At 42.2% G+C, this 24,818-nt stretch carries 22 protein-coding genes; all 22 read left to right on the forward strand.

Going from position 1 to position 24,818, the window contains the following annotated elements:
- The first annotated feature begins 802 nt into the window (after window positions 1–802).
- The 22 genes from mioC to JF50_RS20070 all read left to right on the forward strand — a co-directional run bounded on the left by mioC (window position 803) and on the right by JF50_RS20070 (window position 24,731).
- The gene (gene mioC, locus JF50_RS19970; protein WP_039611148.1) at window positions 803–1,246 is read left to right on the forward strand and encodes an FMN-binding protein MioC; all 444 of its coding nucleotides are present in this window, start codon (window positions 803–805) and stop codon (window positions 1,244–1,246) included.
- Window positions 1,247–1,663: 417 nt separating this feature from the next.
- Window positions 1,664–3,553: a tRNA uridine-5-carboxymethylaminomethyl(34) synthesis enzyme MnmG gene (mnmG, locus tag JF50_RS19975; protein WP_039611149.1), complete on the forward strand. Its 1,890-nt coding sequence runs from the start codon at window positions 1,664–1,666 to the stop codon at window positions 3,551–3,553.
- A gap of 15 nt (window positions 3,554–3,568) precedes the next feature.
- The gene (gene rsmG, locus JF50_RS19980) at window positions 3,569–4,189 is read left to right on the forward strand and encodes a 16S rRNA (guanine(527)-N(7))-methyltransferase RsmG (protein WP_039611150.1); all 621 of its coding nucleotides are present in this window, start codon (window positions 3,569–3,571) and stop codon (window positions 4,187–4,189) included.
- A 13-nt stretch (window positions 4,190–4,202) separates the two neighbouring features.
- Window positions 4,203–4,988, forward strand: coding sequence for a ParA family protein (locus JF50_RS19985; protein ID WP_039611151.1), 786 nt, complete (start codon window positions 4,203–4,205; stop codon window positions 4,986–4,988).
- Between the two features lie 15 nt (window positions 4,989–5,003).
- Window positions 5,004–5,948 (forward strand): ParB/RepB/Spo0J family partition protein, encoded by a 945-nt coding sequence (locus JF50_RS19990; protein ID WP_039611152.1) that lies wholly within the window; start codon window positions 5,004–5,006, stop codon window positions 5,946–5,948.
- A 138-nt stretch (window positions 5,949–6,086) separates the two neighbouring features.
- Window positions 6,087–6,467: an ATP synthase subunit I gene (locus JF50_RS19995; RefSeq protein WP_039611153.1), complete on the forward strand. Its 381-nt coding sequence runs from the start codon at window positions 6,087–6,089 to the stop codon at window positions 6,465–6,467.
- Window positions 6,468–6,482: 15 nt separating this feature from the next.
- Entirely contained in the window at window positions 6,483–7,343 is an 861-nt protein-coding gene (gene atpB, locus JF50_RS20000; protein WP_039611154.1) for a F0F1 ATP synthase subunit A, read from the forward strand.
- A 66-nt stretch (window positions 7,344–7,409) separates the two neighbouring features.
- The gene (gene atpE, locus JF50_RS20005) at window positions 7,410–7,643 is read left to right on the forward strand and encodes a F0F1 ATP synthase subunit C (protein WP_023400939.1); all 234 of its coding nucleotides are present in this window, start codon (window positions 7,410–7,412) and stop codon (window positions 7,641–7,643) included.
- A 51-nt stretch (window positions 7,644–7,694) separates the two neighbouring features.
- Window positions 7,695–8,165: a F0F1 ATP synthase subunit B gene (gene atpF, locus JF50_RS20010; protein WP_039611155.1), complete on the forward strand. Its 471-nt coding sequence runs from the start codon at window positions 7,695–7,697 to the stop codon at window positions 8,163–8,165.
- 16 nt (window positions 8,166–8,181) lie between these two features.
- Entirely contained in the window at window positions 8,182–8,715 is a 534-nt protein-coding gene (atpH, locus tag JF50_RS20015; protein WP_039611156.1) for a F0F1 ATP synthase subunit delta, read from the forward strand.
- Window positions 8,716–8,729: 14 nt separating this feature from the next.
- Complete coding sequence (gene atpA, locus JF50_RS20020) at window positions 8,730–10,271, forward strand: F0F1 ATP synthase subunit alpha (protein ID WP_023400936.1); 1,542 nt, start codon at window positions 8,730–8,732, stop codon at window positions 10,269–10,271.
- Window positions 10,272–10,320: 49 nt separating this feature from the next.
- Window positions 10,321–11,181: a F0F1 ATP synthase subunit gamma gene (gene atpG / locus JF50_RS20025; protein WP_039611157.1), complete on the forward strand. Its 861-nt coding sequence runs from the start codon at window positions 10,321–10,323 to the stop codon at window positions 11,179–11,181.
- Window positions 11,182–11,213: 32 nt separating this feature from the next.
- Window positions 11,214–12,599 (forward strand): F0F1 ATP synthase subunit beta, encoded by a 1,386-nt coding sequence (atpD, locus tag JF50_RS20030; RefSeq protein ID WP_023400934.1) that lies wholly within the window; start codon window positions 11,214–11,216, stop codon window positions 12,597–12,599.
- 14 nt (window positions 12,600–12,613) lie between these two features.
- The gene (locus tag JF50_RS20035; RefSeq protein WP_039611158.1) at window positions 12,614–13,030 is read left to right on the forward strand and encodes a F0F1 ATP synthase subunit epsilon; all 417 of its coding nucleotides are present in this window, start codon (window positions 12,614–12,616) and stop codon (window positions 13,028–13,030) included.
- Window positions 13,031–13,397: 367 nt separating this feature from the next.
- Window positions 13,398–15,578, forward strand: coding sequence for a winged helix-turn-helix domain-containing protein (locus JF50_RS20040; RefSeq protein ID WP_039611159.1), 2,181 nt, complete (start codon window positions 13,398–13,400; stop codon window positions 15,576–15,578).
- A 425-nt stretch (window positions 15,579–16,003) separates the two neighbouring features.
- Window positions 16,004–16,159, forward strand: coding sequence for a hypothetical protein (locus JF50_RS27255; protein WP_160290500.1), 156 nt, complete (start codon window positions 16,004–16,006; stop codon window positions 16,157–16,159).
- A 57-nt stretch (window positions 16,160–16,216) separates the two neighbouring features.
- On the forward strand, window positions 16,217–16,399 hold the full coding sequence (locus JF50_RS20045; protein ID WP_039611160.1) for a hypothetical protein: 183 nt from the start codon (window positions 16,217–16,219) through the stop codon (window positions 16,397–16,399).
- Between the two features lie 701 nt (window positions 16,400–17,100).
- Window positions 17,101–17,652: a hypothetical protein gene (locus JF50_RS20050; RefSeq protein WP_039611161.1), complete on the forward strand. Its 552-nt coding sequence runs from the start codon at window positions 17,101–17,103 to the stop codon at window positions 17,650–17,652.
- A gap of 757 nt (window positions 17,653–18,409) precedes the next feature.
- Entirely contained in the window at window positions 18,410–19,093 is a 684-nt protein-coding gene (locus JF50_RS26385) for a helix-turn-helix transcriptional regulator (RefSeq protein WP_052262569.1), read from the forward strand.
- 738 nt (window positions 19,094–19,831) lie between these two features.
- Window positions 19,832–21,193, forward strand: coding sequence for a bifunctional UDP-N-acetylglucosamine diphosphorylase/glucosamine-1-phosphate N-acetyltransferase GlmU (glmU, locus tag JF50_RS20060; protein ID WP_039611162.1), 1,362 nt, complete (start codon window positions 19,832–19,834; stop codon window positions 21,191–21,193).
- Between the two features lie 134 nt (window positions 21,194–21,327).
- Window positions 21,328–22,572 carry an HlyD family efflux transporter periplasmic adaptor subunit gene (locus tag JF50_RS20065; RefSeq protein ID WP_039611163.1) on the forward strand — a complete coding sequence of 415 codons (1,245 nt, stop codon included), beginning with the start codon at window positions 21,328–21,330 and terminating at the stop codon, window positions 22,570–22,572.
- Window positions 22,573–22,601: 29 nt separating this feature from the next.
- On the forward strand, window positions 22,602–24,731 hold the full coding sequence (locus JF50_RS20070; protein WP_039611164.1) for a peptidase domain-containing ABC transporter: 2,130 nt from the start codon (window positions 22,602–22,604) through the stop codon (window positions 24,729–24,731).
- The last annotated feature ends 87 nt before the right edge of the window (window positions 24,732–24,818 follow it).

The raw sequence follows: 24,818 nt of genomic DNA on the forward strand, positions 1-24,818 counted from the left end.
AAGCACTGACATTCAACTCATTCTGAATCTACACATGGCCGCACTGTGCTGCTAATTTCCTATTTGTTAGCTAAAAAACACACTCAACAGATGTGTGTTTCCGCCAGATTTGAACCGTATTGTCACTACACGGATATGTGACTGTCGATCATCTAAATACTGTAACCTGACGTCTATACAAACTTTATCTTATATACATTCATAGGATGAAACCCGAGTATTTAAGCGCTATAACAGCCTTTCATATGCCTAGTTTATTAACTGATAATGCGTCAAAGTTCGCCTCACTATGTACTTCAGTATCGGACATAATGAAGATACTCATACGCTACCCACCAAATTATCTTAGTGAAAAAACCGCAAATATACGCATGTCAGGCTGTGAAGATCCGTTACAACTTGTATTTGAGGCTGTGAAAACACATTTTTTTAGAATATTTACTTATATAGATCTAACTTTATAGATCTAAAAAACACTGATCACAACTCTCCAAAAGATCTTTATCCAGCGGGTAATTATCCACATTGTTAGAAAACCTTGGCATTATATATTAAAACCTAAACCTATCCCGGTAATACCCCCCAACCATGCTCATTCTCCCCCCTGCTTATCCACAATTAATATAGAGCATAACCGCAAGGAATAATTTATTAAAAACTTATAAAACATAAGCTTATAAATTTAATTCACAAAAGACTAAAAAAGCAGCTAATTAATTTTATCCCAAGGATTAAGTAACACTTTACTTCTGCTCAATCCAGATTAATATGACCCGCATATAACGTAAAGTAACGAGCACAAATGAGTAATATTGAGATCATCATTGGTAGTCAAATGGGTTCAGCTGAATATGTCGCTGAGCAGCTAGCTGAAGATCTAAACACCAGATCTTTAACATGCAACGTGCATGAGCAACCTGATTTATCGGACTGCCAAAGCAATATATGGTTATTAGTGACTTCTACCTATGGCGCAGGTGATTACCCAGAAAACTTATTACCTTTTATCTCGCAGCTCAATGAGCAAAGCGATCTAAGCCATATTCGCTTTGCTGTGATTGGGATCGGGGACTCTAGTTATGATACGTATAACCATGCCGCGATTAATGGCGAACAGCTATTAATAGAAAAAGGCGCGAAAATACTTTTGCCGACATTAAAAATAGACGTGTTAGATGAAGCATTGCCTGAAGACACGGCATTAGAATGGTTGCCGCAATTAAGCGCAGCACTAGCAAACCACTGATAAAGATCGGTTTTTCATAAGATATCCACATTTTTTGTTATTTTAAAATCCATATGTGGATAACCTTTGATCTAACTGCTGATCTAACATAAGTTATCCATTGGATAAATCTGATCGGTTTTGTGGCTGTGAATAAATAGGCGTTTTGATCAAAGCTTATACGCCCTTAGATCCGATCTAATTCACACTATATGATCTGACTTAAGTCTATGGATCATATTAGGAATATAACCTTATTCACAGATCTGAGCTTCATTAAATATAAGATCAATAAAGATCTTTAAAAAGATCCTTATATATTTTAAGTGATCCATTTTGAGCTTAGGTTAAAATTTAATCGTTTCACTTCTGCGTTTTTCTAGGTAGAATACGCACCCTTTCGAAATTTGCTGGTTGTTTTTAAGTAGGATCCCGTAAATGATTTATCATGAACATTTTGACGTAATCGTGGTTGGTGGCGGTCATGCTGGTACTGAAGCTGCATTAGCTGCAGCTCGTATGGGTATGAATACCTTATTGTTAACTCACAATATGGATACTTTAGGCCAAATGTCTTGTAACCCAGCGATCGGCGGGATCGGCAAAGGGCACCTTGTTAAAGAGATCGATGCACTTGGTGGTGCTATGGCACAAGCCATTGACAAAGGTGGGATCCAATTTAGAACATTAAACTCATCTAAAGGACCCGCTGTAAGAGCAACCAGAGCACAAGCTGATCGCGCACTTTACAAAGCGGCGATCCAAGATACTTTGCAAAATCAAGAAAATTTAAAAGTTTTCCAACAAAGTTGTGATGATCTCATTGTTGAACAAGATCAAGTCAAAGGTGTAGTTACCCAAATGGGACTACGTTTTAGTGCCCAATCAGTTGTTTTGACTGTAGGTACATTCTTAGGTGGACAAATTCACATCGGCCTTGAAAATTACAAAGGCGGAAGAGCTGGCGATCCACCTTCAATCGCACTTGCGCATCGTTTACGTGAGTTACCATTTCGTGTAGACCGATTAAAAACCGGTACTCCTCCGAGAATTGATGCAAGAACAGTTGATTTTTCAGTGATGCAAGAGCAACCAGGTGATACACCAACACCGGTATTTTCATTTCTTGGTAAGCAATCAGATCACCCACAACAGATCCCGTGTTATATCACTTATACCAATGAGAAAACACATGATGTGATCCGTGAAAATCTACATAGATCTCCGATGTATGCAGGTGTGATCGAAGGGATTGGACCAAGATACTGTCCGTCTATTGAAGATAAGATAGTGCGTTTTGCTGACAAGGAGAAACATCAGATCTTTGTTGAGCCTGAAGGGCTAACGTCCTATGAATTATACCCGAATGGTATTTCCACCAGCCTACCTTTTGATATTCAATTAGAGATTGTTCGCTCAATCAAAGGGTTTGAAAATGCACATATCTGTCGACCAGGTTATGCCATTGAGTATGATTTCTTCGATCCAAGAGACTTAAAGCAATCTTTAGAAACTAAGTTCATCAGTGGCTTGTTCTTTGCTGGTCAAATTAATGGTACTACCGGTTATGAAGAAGCGGGTGCTCAAGGTTTGATCGCAGGCATGAACGCCGCATTACAAGTGAAAGGTGAATCAGCTTGGACGCCGCGCCGAGATGAAGCATACACCGGCGTTTTAATTGATGACCTTGCTACTTTAGGTACAAAAGAACCGTACCGTATGTTTACTAGCCGTGCAGAATACCGCCTATTGTTACGTGAAGACAATGCTGATTTACGTTTGACTGAAAAAGGCCGCGAACTAGGATTAGTAAATGATGAACGATGGGCTGCATTTAACGACAAATTAGAAGTGATGGAGCAAGAGTCACAGCGTTTACGTGCTACCTGGATCCACAAAGATCATGAAGCGTTAGATCAAGTCAATGCGTTGCTTAAATCGCCACTCACCAGAGAGGCAAGTTTAGAAGATCTGATCCGTCGACCTGAGGTGAGCTATCGCGAACTGATGACAATTGATGGCTTAGCGAGTGAGCACGAAAATTGGCAAGCTTTAGAGCAGGTTGAAATTCAAACAAAATACGCAGGTTATATTGCGCGTCAACAAGATGAGATAAATAAGCAACTGCGCCACGAAGAAACTTTGCTGCCAGCAGAGTTTGATTATAGCCAAGTGAGTGGTTTATCAAATGAGGTGGTTGCAAAGCTTACAGATGCACGCCCGCAGACGATTGGCCAAGCTTCACGTATTTCTGGTATCACCCCAGCCGCTATTTCGCTATTATTAGTATATCTGAAAAAGCAAGGGCTGTTGCGCAAGTCAGCGTAACAGCGATGGAACACTGTGTTACTAGAACAACTCAATGCTTTGTTAGTGGAAACGAGTATTTCACTGACTGAAAATCAAAAACAGCAGCTGGTCGATTATGTCGAGCTGCTCGACAAATGGAATAAAGCTTACAACCTCACATCGGTGCGAGATCCGAAAGAGATGATGGTAAAACATATTCTCGATTCTTTGGTGGTTGCACCACATCTTAGTGGTAAACATTACATTGATGTTGGCACAGGCCCTGGGCTACCTGGCATCGTCTTAGCGATAGCCTTGCCTGAGACTGAGTTTGTATTACTCGACAGCCTAGGAAAAAGAGTACGTTTTTTAACCCAGGTAAAACATGCGCTTGGATTAAAAAATGTGACGCCAGTCCAGTCTCGTGTTGAAGAATATCAGCCAAGTGTTAAATTAGACGGTGTGTTGAGTCGCGCATTTGCATCATTAGAGGACATGGTTCAGTGGTGCACACATTTAATTGACTCATCAGGGCGATTCGTTGCACTAAAAGGAATGTATCCGCAAGATGAATTGGACAGTCTGCCTGAAGGCATTTCTTTGGAGCAAAATATCACTTTACAGGTTCCAGATCTGGAAGGTGAGCGCCATTTAATTATTCTTACTAAAGACTAAATTCGAGGATACTGTGGCTAAAGTCATTGCAATTGCAAACCAAAAGGGTGGTGTTGGTAAAACAACCACTGCGGTTAACCTTGCTGCCTCGATGGCGGCGACCAAAAGAAAAGTACTGCTGATAGATTTAGATCCACAAGGCAATGCGACGATGGGCAGTGGCGTTGACAAATATAGTGATGTGGCCACCATCTATGATCTACTCATTGAAGAGACCCCCATTAAAGAAGTGATCTGTACAGACACATCAGGTGAGTATGATTTGATCGCAGCCAATGGCGATGTAACCGCTGCCGAAGTCAAGTTAATGGAGTTGTTTGCGCGTGAAGTACGCCTGCGCAACGCCATAGAGTCTGTGCAAGATGACTATGAGTTTATCTTTATCGATTGTCCGCCATCATTAAATATGTTGACTGTCAATGCCATGGCTGCGGCAGACTCAGTGATGGTACCTATGCAATGTGAATATTATGCACTTGAAGGTTTAACCGCATTAATGGATACCATTACACAGCTGTCTAAGTTGGTTAACCCAGAACTGCAAATTGAAGGGATCTTGCGAACTATGTATGATCCACGCAACCGATTGGCAAACGATGTTTCTGAGCAGCTCAAACAGCACTTTGGCGACAAGGTATATCGAACGGTGATCCCGCGTAATGTGCGTTTAGCTGAAGCGCCAAGTTTTGGTGCACCTGCTATGTATTATGATCGTGCATCCAGTGGTGCAAAAGCCTACCTTGCACTGGCTGGAGAAATGTTGCGTCGTCAAGAAAAACAAGCCGCTGCCGTAGCATAAGAGGATAATAACAACATGTCGGTGAAAAAAAGAGGATTGGGGCGTGGTTTAGATGCATTATTGAGCTCTGCTAAACCACCAACAGGTACTGCTCAGCCGGTGGAGCCGAACGCGCCAGCGGAAGAGTTCGCATCTGAACCTGTTAGTCAGCCATCTGAAGCATCGGATCAAGAGCTACAGCGTCTACCGATTGAATTCTTACAACGAGGCAAATATCAACCTCGTAAAGATATGTCTGAACAAGCCTTAGAAGAATTAGCAAACTCCATTCGCGCTCAAGGCGTATTGCAACCCATTGTGGTTAGGCAGTTAGGGCGTGAGCAATATGAAATTATTGCGGGTGAGCGCCGCTGGCGCGCATCACAACTTGCTGGCTTAGATGTGGTGCCTTGTATCATCAAAGATGTTGAGGATGATGCCGCCGTCGCCATTGCACTGATTGAGAATATTCAACGTGAAGACCTCAATGCCATGGAAGAGGCGGTTGCGCTAGATCGATTACTCAATGAATTTGATTTAACCCACCAGCAAGTGGCTGATGCTGTTGGTAAATCAAGAACAACTGTGACTAACTTGTTACGTTTAATCAATCTCAATGATGATGTGAAAATCTTGTTAGAACATGGCGATATCGAAATGGGCCATGCTCGATGCTTATTGTCACTACAAGGCGAAGCTCAATCTGAAGCTGCCCGTACGGCGGTGGCGAAAGGGTTGACGGTGCGTGAAACTGAAAAGTTAGTACGCGCTATGCAAGAACCTGTGGTTAAAAAAGAAACAAAAGAAAAAGACCCAGATGTCAAACTGTTAGAGCAACAGCTTGCAGAAAACCTGGGCGCAAAAGTTGAGATCAACTACAATCAAAAAGGCAAAGGGAAATTGGTTATTTCTTATGCTGATCTTGACGAATTAGACGGCATTCTTGGGCGGATCCACCCAGATTTACAACAACCCTCCTAAAGGTCAAAATTGCGACGAAATACGCGCTTAAATTATGCTGCATTTCGTCGCGTCAAGTTGCAAATTGAGCAGAAATCAGTATAATTTCGCCAGTTTTTATACCCTGATAAATTTTAGCGTCATTAAGGTTAATATAAAGTGACTCATTCGTTAGCTGGCCCGTATAGACGCGCCGCATTAAAAGGTGTCTTGCTTCAGGGTATCGTAGCATTAGTAGCTGCAGTAATAGTTTTAGTAGGTTGGGGCGCACATGCAGGCATGTCAGCATTGGTTGGCGGCGTTGCAATTGTGTTTCCGAACCTAGTATTTGCTTTGTATTCATTTCGATTTGTCGGAGCGAGCAAAGCAAATCAAGTGTATGACTCGTTAAAACGAGGCAAAGGATTAAAATTTTTGCTAACCATTTGCATATTTGCACTGGCGTTTAAACATTTGAGTGTCATGGCGTTGCCATTTTTCTGCTGTTACATACTCGTGATGTTCTCGCAGTGGCTAGCACCGATTTTTTTTAATCATTAACTTTTGGGATAAAACATGGCTGCAGAAGAAGTTACTCTATCAAGCCATATTCAGCACCACTTGACCAATGCCAAGATGTGCTCGACCGATGCCGGTCTTGCCTTCAATAAAGCATGTGCGGATAGTGGATTCTGGACATGGCACGTAGATACCCTCGCATGGTCAATCGGTTTAGGTCTGGTTTTTTTATGGATCTTCCGAAGCGCCGCTAAAAAATCCACTACTGGTGTACCTGGCAAATTTCAGTGCTTTATTGAGATGATTGTTGAGTTCGTTGGCGACAACGTACGCGATACTTATCACGGTAACAGCAAGTTAATTGCTCCACTGGCCCTAACAATCTTTGTTTGGGTGTTCTTAATGAACTTAATGGACTTGATTCCTGTTGATTTCCTACCTGCATTTGCTGGCTTTGTTGGCGAAACTGCATTTGGTATGGACTCACACGATGTATACATGAAAATTGTACCGACAACTGACTTAAATATGACGGCTGCATTAGCAATCGGCGTATTCCTTCTGATGATCGGTTATTCAATTAAAATCAAAGGCATCGGTGGTTTTATTGCTGAGCTAACGCTTCACCCGTTCAGCACTAAAAACAAGCTTGGTATGGTTTTCCTTATCCCTTGTAACTTGTTACTTGAAACTATTGCGTTGTTTGCTAAGCCTTTCTCGCTGGCACTACGTTTGTTCGGTAACTTGTACGCGGGTGAGATGATCTTCATCTTGATCGGTGCAATCGGCTTGATGCAGTTACCGCTGCACTTTATCTGGGCGACTTTCCACATCTTAGTTATCGTTCTACAGGCATTCGTATTTATGATGCTGACGATCGTATACCTGAGCATGGCAAGTGCTAAAGATAGCCACTAAGAATATAATTTTTAAAAGATTTTTTAACTTTAACTTTAATTTACAAATGAAACTTTGGAGAAAAAAATGGAACTAGTATTAGGTCTTAAGCTTATCGCTGTTGCTTTACTTATCGGCTTCGGTGCAATCGGTACTGCTATCGGCTTCGGTAACATGGGTGGTAAATTCCTAGAAGCATGTGCTCGTCAGCCTGAGCTTGCGCCTTCACTACAAGTTAAAATGTTCATCCTAGCTGGTCTAATCGATGCGGTAGCGATGATCGGTGTTGGTATCGCTATGTACATGTTGTTCGCGCTTTAATTTTTAAGACAATAGCTGAATCGAACAACTGTCAAGTAAGGAGGAGCGGTCGTGAACTTAAACGCCACTCTAATAGGTGAATTAATTGCATTTACGGCATTCGTAATCTTCTGTATGAAGTACGTATGGCCACCACTAAATGGTGCAATTGAAGCTCGCCAGAAGAAAATTGAAGATGGTTTAGCTGCCTCTGATAAAGCTGAAAAAGATCTTGAGCAAGCGCGTGAACAAGCTGCTGAGCAGCTTAAAGAAGCGAAGACTCAAGCGGCTGAAATCATTGAGCAAGCTAAAAAGCGTGCTGCGCTTATCGTTGACGAAGAGACAACTCGTGGTCAACAAGAGCGTGAGAAGATTATTGCTCAAGGACACTCTGATATCGAAACAGAGCGTAACCGCGTAAAAGAAGAGCTACGTACTCAAGTAGCAACTCTTGCCGTAGTTGGCGCTGAGAAGATTTTAGAGCGTGAAATCAATCAAGACGCACATAGCGATATCGTTGATAAGCTAGTTGCTGAGCTTTAATTAGGAGGGTATGAGCATGTCTGAATTGACTACTATCGCTCGCCCATACGCTAAAGCGGCTTTTGAACTTGCTGTTGAAAAAGGCACAGTTGAAGCTTGGAATGAAATGCTGTTCTTCGCCGGTCAAGTGACCAGCGATGAACAGGTTCAGACACTACTAGGTAGCCTTGCTACTCAAGCAGAGCAGTCTGAAATCATCATCAAGCTATGTGCTGAACAACTCGACGAGCAAGGTCAAAATCTTATCAAGCTGATGGCCGAAAATGAGCGTTTATCTGCAGTCCCTGCAGTTGCTGACTTATTCGCTGAATTTAAAGCGGAGTATGACAAAGAGATCGACGTAAGTGTGGTTTCTGCAACTGAACTTGCTCAAGAGCAGCAAGATAAATTGGGCGCTGCGTTAGAAAAACGTTTCGCACGCAAAGTTAAGCTGAATTGTAGCATCGATGAAACCGTAGTAAGCGGTTTGGTTATTAAGGCTGGCGATACCGTAATTGACGGTAGCGTACGCGGTAAATTAGACCGCTTAGCAGTGTCGCTACAATCGTAATTGGGAAAAAGAGCATGCAACTTAATTCCACAGAAATTTCTGCACTGATCAAGCAGCGTATTGAGCAGTTTGAAGTTGTAAGTGAAGCACGTAACGAAGGTACTATCGTATCTGTTACTGACGGTATCATCCGCATCCACGGTCTAGCTGACTGTATGCAAGGTGAGATGATCGAGCTTCCTGGCAACCGTTATGCTATCGCACTAAACCTTGAGCGCGACTCAGTAGGTGCAGTAGTAATGGGTCCTTACGCAGACCTTAAAGAAGGCGTAAAAGTACAATCTACAGGTCGTATCCTTGAAGTACCAGTAGGCCGTGGTCTACTAGGTCGTGTTGTTAACACACTAGGTGCACCAATCGATGGTAAAGGTGCACTAGACAACGATGGTTTCGAGCCAGTTGAAAAAATTGCACCAGGTGTAATCGAGCGTCAATCAGTAGACGAGCCAGTACAAACTGGTTATAAGTCTATCGATGCGATGATCCCAGTTGGTCGTGGTCAGCGTGAGCTAGTTATCGGTGACCGTCAGACTGGTAAAACTGCACTTGCAATCGATGCAATCATCAACCAAAAAGACACAGGTGTTAAGTGTGTGTACGTAGCGGTTGGTCAAAAAGCATCTACTATCGCAAACGTAGTACGTAAATTAGAAGAGCACGGTGCACTTGAAAACACTATCGTTGTTGTTGCATCTGCTTCTGAATCAGCAGCGCTACAATACCTAGCGCCATTTGCTGGTTGTACTATGGGTGAATACTTCCGTGACCGCGGTGAAGACGCACTAATCGTATATGATGATCTTTCTAAGCAAGCTGTTGCTTACCGTCAGATCTCACTACTACTTAAGCGTCCACCAGGCCGTGAAGCATACCCAGGTGACGTATTCTACCTTCACTCACGTCTTCTAGAGCGTGCATCACGTGTAAACGCTGATTACGTTGAGAAGTTCACTAACGGTGAAGTGAAAGGTAAAACAGGTTCATTGACGGCATTGCCAATCATTGAAACTCAAGGTGGTGACGTTTCTGCATTCGTACCTACTAACGTTATCTCAATCACCGATGGTCAGATCTTCCTAGAAACTGACTTATTCAACGCAGGTATCCGTCCAGCTGTTAACGCTGGTATCTCGGTATCTCGTGTAGGTGGTGCAGCGCAAACTAAAATCGTTAAGAAACTAGGTGGTGGTATCCGTCTAGCGCTAGCTCAATACCGTGAACTAGCGGCGTTCTCTCAGTTCGCTTCTGACCTTGACGATGCAACGCGTGCACAGCTTGAGCACGGTGAGCGTGTAACAGAGCTAATGAAGCAGAAGCAATATGCACCTATGTCTGTTGCTGAAATGTCTCTGTCTCTATTTGCTGCTGAGAAAGGCTTCCTACAAGACATCGAAATCAACAAGATTGGTGATTTCGAAGAAGGCCTAATTGGTTTCGCAAACAGCACATACGCAGCGCTGATGACTCAAATCAACGAAACTGGTAACTACAATGCTGAGATTGAAGCGCAACTTAAAGAACTTCTAGAGAAGTTCAAGTCGACGCAAACTTGGTAATTTAGTTATTCATGGTGACTTCGGTCACCACTGATTCGGAGAGAGAGTCATGGCCAGCGGAAAAGAGATAAAAAGCAAGATCGGGAGTATTAAGAATACTCAGAAGATCACCAGCGCGATGGAAATGGTTGCCGCTTCTAAAATGAAGAAGGCGCAAGACCGTGTGGCATCAAGCCGTCCATACGCTGAGAACTTACGCAAAGTGATCGGTCGTATTGCTCAAGCAAATCTTGACTTCAACCATCCGTTCCTAGAGGAACGCGATGTGAAGCGAGTTGGTTACATTGTTATCTCAACTGACCGTGGTCTGTGTGGTGGCTTAAACTCAAATGAGTTTAAGAAAATTACACTAGACGTTAAAGCGTGGAAGGAAAAAGGCGTTGATGCCGAATTTGCTACTTTAGGTAGCAAGGCAGCTGGTTTCTTCCAACGTTTTGGCGGTGAGTTACTCGCTAAAAAAGCGGGTCTTGGAGATGCTCCTTCAGTACAGGACGTAGTAGGTCCAGTAAAAGTAATGTTAGATGCATTCACTGAAGGCAAAATTGACCGCTTGTTCGTTGTGTACAACAAATTCGTGAACACAATGAAGCAAGAGCCAACGATCGAACAGTTATTACCTTTGCCAAAAGCTGAAGAAGAAGTATCAGCCCACGCTTGGGATTACTTATATGAGCCAAGCCCAGAAGCGATCCTAGAGACGCTACTGGTACGTTTCATTGAGTCACAGGTGTACCAGGGTGTAGTAGAAAATGCTGCATCTGAACAGGCTGCCCGTATGGTTGCGATGAAAGCCGCAACTGATAACGCAGGCGACCTAATGGATGAGCTGCAACTTGTTTACAACAAAGCACGTCAGGCTGCAATCACACAAGAAATCAGTGAGATTGTTGGCGGTTCGGCTGCTGTATAACGCTTCGGCAAAGTTTAACGAGAGGAATAGACATGAGTTTAGGTAAGGTCGTCCAAATTATCGGCGCCGTTGTGGACATCGAGTTCCCACAAGACAACGTGCCAGCCGTATATGACGCACTAAAAGTTACAGAAGGCGACCTAGCTGGTTTGACACTAGAAGTGCAACAGCAGTTAGGTGGCGGTGTGGTACGTGGTATCGCACTTGGTACTACAGACGGTCTACGTCGTGGTATCTCAGTAGAAGGCACAGGCGAGCCAATCAAGGTTCCAGTTGGTACAAAGACCTTAGGTCGTATCATGGACGTATTAGGTCAGCCTATTGATGAAGCAGGTCCAATTGGTGAAGAAGAGCGTATGTCAATTCACCGTGCTGCGCCTTCATACGAAGATCAATCAAGTTCAGTTGAGCTACTAGAAACAGGTATCAAGGTAATCGACCTTGTATGTCCGTTCGCTAAAGGTGGTAAAGTTGGTCTATTCGGTGGTGCCGGTGTTGGTAAAACCGTAAACATGATGGAACTTATCCGTAACATCGCAATCGAGCACAGCGGTTACTCAGTATTCGCAGGTGTTGGTGAGCGTACACGTGAGGGTAATGACTTCTATCATGAGATGAACGACTCAAACGTACTAGACAAAGTATCGCTAGTATACGGTCAGATGAACGAGCCACCGGGTAACCGTCTACGTGTTGCACTAACGGGTCTAACGATGGCTGAGAAGTTCCGTGACGAAGGTCGTGACGTACTTTTCTTTGTAGATAACATCTACCGTTATACACTTGCAGGTACTGAGGTATCAGCACTACTAGGTCGTATGCCTTCAGCGGTAGGTTACCAGCCAACTCTTGCAGAAGAGATGGGTGTACTACAGGAGCGTATCGCATCGACTAAGACTGGTTCAATCACTTCAATCCAAGCGGTATACGTACCTGCGGATGACTTGACTGACCCGTCACCAGCTACAACGTTCGCGCACTTAGATGCAACAGTTGTACTTTCACGTGATATCGCGTCTCTAGGTATCTACCCTGCGGTAGACCCACTAGATTCAACTTCACGTCAGCTTGACCCTCAAGTAATCGGTAACGAGCACTATGAGACAGCACGTGGCGTTCAGACTGTACTTCAGCGTTATAAAGAGCTGAAAGACATCATCGCGATCCTAGGTATGGACGAGCTATCTGACGAAGATAAGCAAGTTGTATCTCGTGCACGTAAGATCCAGCGTTTCCTATCTCAGCCGTTCTTCGTTGCTGAGGTATTCACAGGTGCACCTGGTAAATACGTATCTCTTAAAGACACAATCTCTGGCTTTAAGGGCATCCTAAACGGTGATTACGATGACATGCCTGAGCAGGCATTCTACATGGTTGGCTCAATCGACGAAGCAGTTGATAAAGCTAAAAACATGTAATTTAGGAGGTTGTTATGGCAATGACAGTACACCTTGATGTAGTAAGTGCAGAGCAGAATTTATTCTCTGGTGCTGTGGCTACAATTCAAGTGACAGGTAGTGAAGGTGAACTTGGTATTCACCCTGGCCACGCGCCACTCCTGACTGGCCTAAAGCCTGGTATGGTACGTTTGGTTAAAGAAGATGGTGCTGAAGAGTTCATCTACGTTGCAGGCGGTACGCTTGAAGTTCAACCTAAGACAGTAACTGTTCTAGCGGACGTTGCTATTCGTGGTGAAGAACTTGACGAGCAGGCTGCTGAAGAAGCTAAACGTGAAGCTGAAGCACAGCTAGCTTCAGGTACTGCAAGCGAGCTGGATTACCAGCGTGCCGCTATGCAGCTTGAAGAAGCACTTGCTCAGCTACGACTACTTCGCCAGCTGCGTAAATAAGCAGCCACCTATCTGGTTTGAAACCCACATGCTGAAAAGCATGTGGGTTTTTTTATGCGCCTCATGCAGCGATTCATTTTATGTTACTTTAAAGTCCGTACTTTTGAACATGTTACCTCTGTTTTTTTTTAGCCCTTCTATGTTATGTTTGTAGCTGAAATACGTCCTTAATTTACACTTGTTGTAAGTGGTGTTGAGTTAAGTAATATTCATACGTAATTACTATTAATGTCGTTGTGACATCACCTACATACTTTGTTGCATAAATACGAGTGATGCATTACAACGGTTAACATATTTGCTTGAGTAAAAAATTGCTTTAAGTAAAATAGTGATTTGTAGAGATCCTGTTCGCGCAATAGTCATCATGAATGAAGTGAGATTTTCAAGGCAAGTAAAGGAAGTAAAGTTTGGCGAGTGGGTACTTGATCCTAAACGTCAGAACATTTGCGACGGTGAAGTAACTCGAGAGTTGGAACCGCTATTATTTCGTTTGTTGTGTTACCTGATTATTAATAATGAGCAAATCATCACACGGCAAGATTTGGTTGATGATGTATGGAACCAAAACTATGTAGATGATAATGCGATAAATCGTGCAATGTCTGAGCTGAGGAAAATTCTAAAATCAGACAAGCAGCGAGGGATTGTGGTAAAAACACATTATCGAAAGGGATATAGCTTTTTCCTTGAGCCAACGATAATCTATCACGCTGATGAACTGCCACGCACGCCATCAGAGCCCAATCCTGACAGAAAACCTAAACAGTCACTTTCTATTGAACACAATGAGCTTGAGCAGGCTAAAGCAAGCCCTGAGCGCAAACTTAGGTTCAATTGGTTTATGGTGTCGTCTTTGGCGATCAGCGCGGCCTTTATTGCAGGAGCAAGTGTTAAGTACTTCAGTTTATCTAAACAAAGCACCAGCCCGACAACTTTGGTCGCACAAGAGCGACCAATCAAAGAAAGCGTGTTGTCTTGGGTACAAGGTCGTTATACGTTACTTAACCTATCACCTAATGATGCTATGGTTGCATACTCTTTTGTGCAAGAGGGGATGAAGCACTTTGCATTAGTTGTAAAAAACTTACAAAATGGACATGAGCGCAGATTAGGAGAGCCTGGAGCTAATTATTATCCGTTAGGTTGGTCTGCCGATTCAAACACGATTTATTACAGTATTGAAGATGGAAATAAATGCCAAGTTTGGCAATTGAGTGCGGATTTTAATTCGGGCAACCAATTTCTTTTTGAATGTAATAGCAGTAACGGTATGACGGGTGGGGGGATCAATCAGAATCGCCTTGTTTACGCCAAAAAAGGCTATCGCAGCCGTGATGAACTCTCTGCGCTTACCAATCGAGACCTCATTTCTGGCGAAGAGTTTCAAATCACATCTCCAAATTTAAACTCCTATGGTGATCGATTCTTAGCTTATGTGCCTGAAAAAGAAATTATTTTGTTTGAGCGGCGCCAGTATAATACCAATGAATTGTATATGACCGACCCTGATGGGGGAGATCAAATAAAGCTGTATGAAACTCGGTCGCGTATTTGGGCACTCAATTATGACAATGAGACTGACTCTGTCACCTGGTTCGATAATAATAAGAATATTGTTTACCGTTTTTCATTAAGAGAAAATAGATTGGTGAATTTACAAAAGCTGGTGACCGAGCAGCCGTATGCAGAATATGAAACGCTTAGCTCAGGTGATCTGTTAATGACCAGCTACCCGTTCCAGTTGGACGTATATACATTAGATCTGAATAGCAAAGCGTTTGTGCCCTTGGTTAAAACGCCACGTGAAGACAAAAATGCCATAAAAGTATCAAATGGATACTTGTTCTTGACTCGAGTAGGTGCGTTGAGCAGGCTCAACTTGAAGCGCAATGATGGTCAAGTTGAGGTGTTAGGTTTACCAGATGCTGATTTTAAGTCGATTAGATACAACGATAACGCAGATGAATTGCTTGTTCATTATACGCACAAAATAGAAACTTATACGCTAAGCAACTTGACGCTAAAACAATCAAAGTCGGTCAATGGTACAATCGTATCTGCAGAATATCTTGATGAAAATGAGATTGGCTATACGGTTGTGGATGAAACGAAAATCAACAGCAAGGCCTATGTATTATCCAGATTAGATAATAAGGTACGAGAGTTACCAACTCAAAGTGCATTATGGTTAGATCGGATGAGTGATGATAAGCTCGTTACCCTATCATCAAATGATACCTTATCGGTGTTTGATCTACGTACAGGAAATATCTCATATCAACTGGACCTTCCCGCAGCTATTTACCGACATTCAGTTGCAGTATCCAATGAACATATTTATCACTCCGATGGCAAGAGTATATATAAGATTGACTTATCAGCAGCAGGGACTATCGAGCCTATTTATACTGTCAATGAATCTCAATTTGTCATCGATCAAATCCGCAGCTCAGACTCTGAACGTTTAATCATCGATGTGATTGAAATGGTGGAGAATCAGTTATTGAAAGTCTCATACGTGGACCCGTCGTTAACTGCACAGTAAATACTGTCGACTTTATTGATTATTAAATCCTATCACTTGATTAAGGCAGATACTCCTGCCTTAATATTCAGCAATGATTACTAATTTGGCGCCTGTATCAAGCTTGATAGCTTAAGTCTAATTTGTCACAAGGCATATGTTTTTGCATCACTGTGAGTTGTAAATAAGACTTTATTTTGAGTGATTGCTTAATATGCAGGCGTAAGTAGTCGAATAACCACTTGATAAAATATTATGATTCCGAACGTTTTAAAAAATTAAATTTATATCCATAAAAAACAGTAATTTAAAAAAATATTATTGGAGGTTATATAAGATTTGATAACTACCATAACCCGGTAGGCTTGTTTATCTTAGAAACATCAACTGCACACAGTGATGCACAGCTTGATACACATAAAATGATTAGTCATAGGAGCGACATAATGTTACTTACTCTTAAAACAAAAAAGCTAAAAAAACTATCAGACGAAGCAAAACTTGGGCAACAACAAACACAGCAAATCGGTGGTGGCGCTAAGTCGAGTGCTGGCACAAATACAGTGACTGGTACGATTATTTTACCAGGCACAGGCTACTAAAGAATAATAAAAACAATAACAACAACAATAACAATAATAATTTAGGAATAAGAAAGTATGTTGGTATTAAAAACTAAAAAGCTCAAACAACTCACCAATGAAGCAACGCTTATGCCACGACAAACTCAGCAAATCGGTGGTGGGCTCAGTACTAACACAAATACAGTGACTGGAGCCGCTACTTCGACAGCCACGACAACCTCGAAATGCACGACAACCTCGAGAATTTCTGTCCGATAAAAGAAAAACAACAAGACATAATAATAATTAAGGAATAAGAAAGTATGTTGGTATTAAAAACTAAAAAGCTCAAACAACTCACCAATGAAGCAACGCTTATGCCACGACAAACACAGCAAATTGGTGGCGGGCTTAGTACGAACACAAATACAGTGACTGGATCCGTGAGTTCGAAATGCACGACAACCTCGAAATGCACGACAACCTCGAAATGCACGACAACCTCGAGAATTTCTGTCCAATAAAAGAAAAACAACAAGACATAATAACAATATCAGTCAAGGAATAAGCGAGTATGTTGGTATTAAAAGCTAAGAAGCTGAAAAAACTATCGAATGAAGCGTTACTCGGGGCAGGACAAACAAATCGGTGGAGGTACAAACACGGTCACTGGAAAGTCTGAAACGCAGCAAATGACGGTTATTGCATCTCTCATAGTGACAGGCATTTAAACCCTACCACTATACCCAATGCGTCATCACAAAAACGCGTGTACAGGGCAAGCGTGCATTATGGATGTAAATCCAAGTACGTAGCGGTATCTATGTGAGTTGAAGATAAACGCATTAAAAGCGTGCAAGCAAGTGGTGTGCTATTCAATCGCTTATCACTTGCTTCGCTTACAATTACAATTAGCAGTTATAAATTTAGGAATAAATTTAATTTAAATTGATGATTGATAAGAATTTTTACGGAAAAACATGAACAGCTTATTAACTTTGTCCTTAGCATTATCAACCATTCACCCCCCCTTGATTGGTCAACTATATCTGCAAGAACCTGCCATCGAATACTACTTCACACGAGAGTCTGGGATCGCCACAGCCTTTAAAGATGTTAAGGTTGGCAAGGTGGTAGAAAAAGGAGATCCTTTGGTTAAGCTTGAGCCCTCTGCGATGGATGTGTCAGACAAAGTGTTCATGGCCAATACGAAAGGGTACATCGAGTTTATTAATAAAAGAGTGAATACTGAGTCACCTGTTGCTGTGGGGGATCTCTTGCTTAAGGTGTCTTCAAATTATGTTCTTGGTAATTATAACTTAGATAAAAGCTATGATTTAAGTGCGCTATCAGGATCTCTCTGGCTCTGTATGCAGTCAAAACCTGTGAAGTTCAACGTGGATAGTGTGCTGAAGGATAAATTACTGATTTCTGTTGAGCTGAGTCAAATTCATTTCAGTGAACTTGAAAAACTCTCTGAACCCAATCATCTACAATTATTCACTGACAAGCACGCGTGTGTACCCGATTAAATAATTCGAACGGAATAGACAGAGAATCCCCAATACACTAAAGGTATCGTGTAAGTATTCCGGCTGTGTGCGTTTTACGCTTTTCTTTATCTACTTTTTGTCTGTATTTCTTTAATCCTTTTACGTTTAAATATATTGATCCGTTTAGCATATCTAGCGTTGTATCTTGCTGGACATATAAACGTCACATAGACGCTCGTTTATCTGTTCAAGACTCGCTTTAAGTCGCTTTTCCAAAAACGAAATATGTACGTTCAAAATGCGGTTTAGTCACCAAGCTCCCCTTGTTCAACTCACCAGATACTTAAAGATAATATGGATTCGGTCGAGTTAAATATTGCAGGTCTAACATGCACCAAGTTTAGGCTATGCCCTATAAAGTGTGTTGTTATCTGTGCACATTTATTAGGGTTTCCGTTGCGCATAACTTCGCTTTTCTGTACAAAAAAGTGATAAACACGAGTGGGTTTTTATTGATAAACAACATCGTACTTGCGTTTTAATGCATCGAGTGTCAATGGCGATAAAACAACTTGTATCTGGCAACGTTAATTTTCCCAAAAACGCATGCTGTGAATATTTATTTGCTTATTATTAAACAATACATAGTTAATTTTAAAGCGAATAATTAGGTTTAAACTATTGTTTTATATTGTTTTATTTTTATTTTTTGTGTTTTGACTAGAAAGGTGGTCCTCGATAAATTAGGACTCATAACTTCTAAGTGGCATCCGATGCCTTGAATGTGAGGGAAAAAATGAAGCCTACTGATCAAGATAGCTACAATCCATTTATTGATGGTGAATCCATCAGAAAATCTATTGATTTATTTGATACTGTAAAGCAGCCTGAGCAACTAAGGGATGCACTAAAAAAAATCGCGCAAAACACAGGGTATGAATGCCTGTCATTCATCGATTATGGGCCTATGCCGAATAAGGCTCAACAAACTCAAATTTATGGCCTGTACGAAGAAGAGTTGGCGCATCATTTTGAGTGTGAAAAAGTCATGTCACATGCAAAGTCAGGGATTAGAGTGAGTGCACTTGCCAAGCTAACAGGTGTGACGAACTTGAATGCGCATTTATATATTTTGCCACTGCGTGGGATCAAAGGCATTGTGGGGGCGTTAGTATTCAGTATGCCAAATATTAAATCCATACATATCAGTGCTGAGCTTATTGATTGGTATTGGACTATTTTGTCGCCGTACTTATTGAGTGCAGCTTTGAGATGCAGGAAGGAAAAGCTCAGTATTACTAAAAGAGAACGAGATTGTATGTTTTGGGTTTCAGAGGGCAAAACATCATGGGAGATAAGCCAAATTCTAGGGATCAGTGAGCGGACCGTGAATTTTCATCTCACTAACTGTATTACTAAAACGCAGAGTGCGAATCGGCAGCAAGCGATTGCAAGGTGTATTAGAAATAACCTGATTTAAAGAACATAGAGTTGCCATTGGTTATTTCCGCCTCATTTGACACTGAGAATATCGCTTAAGTTGTTGGATGAGGCTTTTTGATGTGTGACACACAATGCTGTGTGGGTTTACTTATTCAGCTGATCATAGGGTCGTGTGTTTGTGAGTGTACTTTGAGTTAAAACAGGCTGAGTGTAAGGCATCTGTGCATCCTCTCCTTTGTGCTATAAAAGCCACGTAAATTAATCGGAAGAAATAGGCTCTGCTTCCTTGCAAAGCCTGTTAGGACACTCGGGTCTGTTGTCTACCATTGGGGCGACAAATTAATGAGTCCCTATTTTAAAGCGATTGCATACTTGATCACGGTGTATATGCGTCAGAGTAGGTCCGCACTTTGGGCTCATTTTTTTATTTTCGATAGCGACATACTAACTGGTTTTTGTTTAGAAAAAAGCCGTTAAATGTTACAGGTTTACAATTAGAAAAAGTGATAAGTGCGGTGTAAAAGGAACGCTTTAGGCGCGAAGGGAATAACCAAGTCAAAAAGTAGGCAATATATGCAGGTATTTTTATACATATTCTGAGACGTAAAAACATCTTTATGACTATCAATTTGGATAAATCGAGTTAAAATATCGTCAATTATTTCTGCGCAATATTTAAACCTGCGGTTGAGTTTGGTTGGGCACATGGAGTGACAACCTTAAAGTAAGAGATAGGGGGCAGAAATCGTAAGTTTTAAAAAAGGATCCATCACAGATGTCATTGAATACTGTCATTCTTGCTGCGGGTAAAGGTACTCGCATGCGTTCAAAATTACCTAAAGTGTTACACCCTATTGCTGGAAAACCTATGGTTCAGCACGTAATAGATAACTCGAAAGCGTTAGGGGCAAAGTCGACCAACTTAGTATATGGGCACGGTGGTGAGCAATTAAAAGTTTGTTTGTCTCATAATGACGTGAACTGGGTGTTACAGGAAGAACAGTTAGGTACTGGTCATGCGGTCGCAGTTGCAAAGCAGCATATAAGTGATGACGATACAGTATTAATTTTGTATGGGGATGTACCATTAACCAAGCAGTCAACATTAGAGAAGTTACTTGCTGTAACGCCTGCTAAAGGCTTAGCAGTGTTAACCGTAACATTAGATAACCCGACTGGCTATGGCCGTATGGTGCGAGAAAATGGCAAATTAGTCGGGATAGTTGAGCAAAAAGATGCATCAGCTGAGCAGCTTAAAATTCAAGAAATCAACACCGGCATAATGGCCGCTAACGGCGAGCTTTTGAAAAAGTGGCTGGGTCAGCTTTCAAATAACAATGCACAGGGTGAGTATTATCTGACGGATATTGTTGCGATGGCGCACCAAGAGGGCATTGAAATCACATCAGCGCAACCTGACGATGAAATGGAAGTGGAAGGGGCAAATAATCGTGTGCAACTGGCTGCGTTAGAGCGTGCCTATCAAGAACGTGAAGCAACAGAACTAATGCTCAACGGCGCGAGTCTCGCTGATCCTGCAAGAATTGACGTGCGTGGTGAAGTGACAACGGGACAAGATGTTGAAATTGATATCAATGTTATTTTCGAAGGCAAAGTCACTATAGGCAATGATGTACATATCGGTCCCAACTGTGTGTTAAAAGACTGTACCATTGGGGATGGCGTTGTCATTAAGGCCAATTCAATTATTGAAGAAGCTGAAGTAAAAGCGAAGTGCACTTTAGGGCCTTTTGCACGATTGCGTCCAGGCGCTGTGATGGAAGAAAATGCTCATGTTGGTAATTTTGTTGAGATGAAAAAATCGCGCCTTGGTTCCGGATCAAAAGCCAATCACTTCACGTACCTAGGTGACACCCAAGTGGGTGAAAAAGTAAATATTGGTGCAGGCACCATTACTTGTAACTATGACGGGGTAAATAAATCGCAAACTATCATTGGAGATGGTGCATTCATTGGCTCTAATTCTTCATTGGTTGCGCCTGTGAAAATTGGCGCACAAGCGACAATTGCTGCAGGCTCTGTGATCACCAGCACAGTACAAGACGAGCAGCTGGCGGTTGCCAGAGGTAAGCAACGTAATATTGCAGGCTGGCAAAGACCGGTGAAAAAATCGTAACTTTTCAATAAAAAAGGGAAACACGTTTCCCTTTTTTGTCCCTGATTCCTTTCTTTAGACTAAAGTGATACATTAGCTTTGAGGTTAAATAAAATTTAACAATAAAAACAATTCATTCGAGTGTACAAGTTATTATGGAAAATCTCTTTCGCAAAGAAGTACTTGAGAATAAGCGACACCGATTAGAAGGCGCTGTGAGTTTAGTTCAGCCGCCAGTGTTTAAAACACTTACCTTCTTGATCTTATCTGTAGTGATCATCAGTATCATTTACCTTACCTTAGGCAGTTATGCGCGAAAAGAGCGTGTTACAGGTGTACTCGAGCCTAATACCGGGGTATTGAGCATGGTGGCGTCACAAGAAGGTGTCATAGCGGAAGTACTCGTAGAGGAAGGGCAGCTCGTTCAAGCAAATCAAGCTATTTTACGTATAGCATCTGCCAAACACAGTACACAAGCACTTGAGTTGAATCAGGCTTTACTCAATCAATATGCATTTCAATTACAAAACCTTGAGCGTTTAATTGCGCAGCAGGAGCAACAAAACCAACTTGATCTAACTGAGTTGGAACAACAAAAAGCGACGGCACAAAAACGCTTGATTGAATTGAATAACCAGTCGAAAACCTTCACTAAACGACTTGAGTTAAATGAACAAATGGTCAGCCAAATCAGTACCTTGAAAGGGACTGGGTATATTTCAGAATTAGAGCTACAGCGACAAAAAGACACCTTACTGTCACTACAACAACAGTCCTCATCGATGCGCGCTGAAAAACTCAGTTTGCAATCGCAAATCGCCCAATATGAGACCCAGCTGGAAAAGTTACCTTTGCAACATGCGGAGCGTATCAATCAATTGAATTCACAACGTGCTGACATGAAAATGCAATTGTCGTCGGTCGAGCAGCAGCGATTAGGGGAGCTGAGAGCGCCAAAAGCAGGGGTGGTGACCGGTCTATTGGCCAAAGTCGGTAAAAACGTGGTGACCGGAGAGCGGTTACTGAGTGTGATCCCAGAAAATAGTCAGATGCAGGCTGTCATTTATGTCCCGACATCGGCGTTTGGTTTCATTGAGTCTGGGCAAGAGGCAAAATTGCGCTACCACGCTTTTCCATACGAAAAGTTTGGTATTTATGGTGGTGAAATAAAGCAGATCAGCAGTTCTTTGATCTTACCTGAGGAGGCAATTATTCCTGGCATGATCAGTGAACCTGCTTACCGAGTCATTGTGTCTTTGTCTGAGCAGCATATTCAGGCGTATGGTAAATCGACGCCGTTGCGAGCAGGGATGATGTTGGATGCAGATATCATTATCGAGGAGCGATCATTACTACGTTGGTTGTTTGATCCCGTATTTAGTATTAAAGGACAGCTGTAGCTGCAATAACGATAATAAAAAGGCTTTATATGCACCAGGAAGATAACTCACCGGTACAAAAATTACAGTTTTGGTCAAGGAATTCATTACCGGTTATTTTGCAATCAGAAGCGGCTGAATGCGGGTTGGCCAGCTTGGCTATGGTCGCTGCATACCATGGGTACCACAGTGATTTGACGACACTGAGGCAAAAATTCAGTATTTCGATTGAAGGTGCGACACTGCTCGATATCATGCATTTCGCTGAGCAGTTAGAGTTGAGCTCGAGGCCGCTAAGAATAGAGTTGGAAGATCTTGATGCATTGCAAACGCCGTGTATTTTACACTGGGATATGAACCACTTTGTGGTGCTTAAAAAAGCCAATGAAAAGCGCATCGTGATCCATGACCCAGCCTACGGCGAAAAAACCTTTACGATTGAAGAGGCGTCTAAGCACTTTACTGGCGTAGCGCTAGAGCTGACCCCCACAAAGAGTTTCGAAAAGAAAGAGAAAAAGCCCAGTTTAAGATTCGCTGATTTCTGGAGTCGGATCACGGGCCTCAAACGCTCTTTGTTGTTGATATTTCTCTTGTCGATATTGTTACAAGTGTTCACGCTTGCTGCGCCCTATTACATCCAGTTAGTCATCGACGACGTGGTGTTGACGGGGGATACGAATCTCTTAACGGTATTGGCCACCGGTTTTTTCCTTGTTTTAGTATTTGAAATTGCCACCAATGCACTGCGTGGGTTTACGTTGTTGCACTTTGGCAATCAAATGAATATTCAGCTAGGGGCGAATCTATTTCATCATCTAGTCCGACTACCTATTTCTTACTTTGAAAAACGTCACATGGGCGATGTGGTGTCTCGGTTTGGTTCTTTACAACAGGTCAAGCAGATCTTAACCACTGGAGTCATAGAGGCCATTATCGATGGGTTGATGGCTATCATCACTTTGGCGATGATATTCTTTTATAGTCCAACCTTATCTGTGGTGGTACTGACCGCGGTGATTGCCTATGCCTTGGTTCGTATTGCTATGTACAAGCCATTTAGGAATATCAGTGAACAAGAGATCATGGCCCGCGCAGAAGAAAACTCTAACTTTATGGAGACGGTACGCGGCATTCAGACAATTAAGTTATTTGGCTCGGAGGTGAAGCGTGAAGGGCAGTGGCAAAACCGTTACGCCAATGCCATCAATCAAAGTATTCGTCTGGGTAATTTCCAAATTGGGTATGATGCCATCAACCGTGCTTTATTTGGCATTGAAAATATCCTAGTCGTTTATTTGGCTGCGCACTTGGTGCTGGACGGAGGATTTAGTACGGGCATGCTCTTTGCGTTTATGTCGTACAAGCGTCAGTTTATGGATAAGACCGCAAACCTAATAGAAAAACTGATTGAATTTAAGATGGTTGGTTTGCATTTCGATCGTATCGCAGATATCGCATTAACAGAAAAAGAAACACTGCAACCTGAGCAACTTAAAAAGCATTCAGTTGAAGGCAAAGTTGAACTAAAAAATATTTGCTTTTCATACTCGGATGCGACACCTGATGTATTACATAACTTAAATTTGTCCATCTCACCGGGTGAGTCAGTGGCGATTACCGGGCCCTCTGGTTGTGGTAAATCAACACTTCTTAAAATTATGTTGGGGTTAAACCAAGCTAAAAGTGGAGAGGTGTTGATTGATGATGTGCCGATTGAGCAGATCGGTGCCCGTCAATATCGTCAGCAAATCGCGGCAGTGATGCAAGATGATGAGTTATTGTCTGGCTCAGTCGCAGATAACATCGCATTTTTTGATACGCCCATAGATATGGAGCGTGTTGTGTATTGCGCGCAACTGGCTGCCATACATGATGATATTAGCCAAATGCCAATGGGTTACGACAGCTTAATAGGGGATATGGGCTCCTCGCTATCAGGGGGTCAAAAACAGCGTATTATCCTTGCACGTGCGCTGTATAAGCAACCTAAGATCTTATTTATGGATGAAGCAACGAGCCACCTAGATACCACTTTAGAGTCTGATATCAACGAAGCGGTGAGCCGTTTAGACATGACCCGAGTGATCATTGCTCATCGTAAAGAAACCATTGCCTCAGCAGATAGAGAGATCCGCTTGCAGAAAGTACACGCAGAAGAGTTAGCTCAAGAGAGTGAGTAATGGACGAAATGGCAATCCCATCGCTTGTGAGTTGGTAATTGTCGCACAGAGTAGGAAACATATATAGAGACAATATATGTGGCTAGA

It is taken from the genome of Pseudoalteromonas luteoviolacea (assembly GCF_000814765.1).
GTDB classification, from domain to species: domain Bacteria; phylum Pseudomonadota; class Gammaproteobacteria; order Enterobacterales; family Alteromonadaceae; genus Pseudoalteromonas; species Pseudoalteromonas luteoviolacea_H.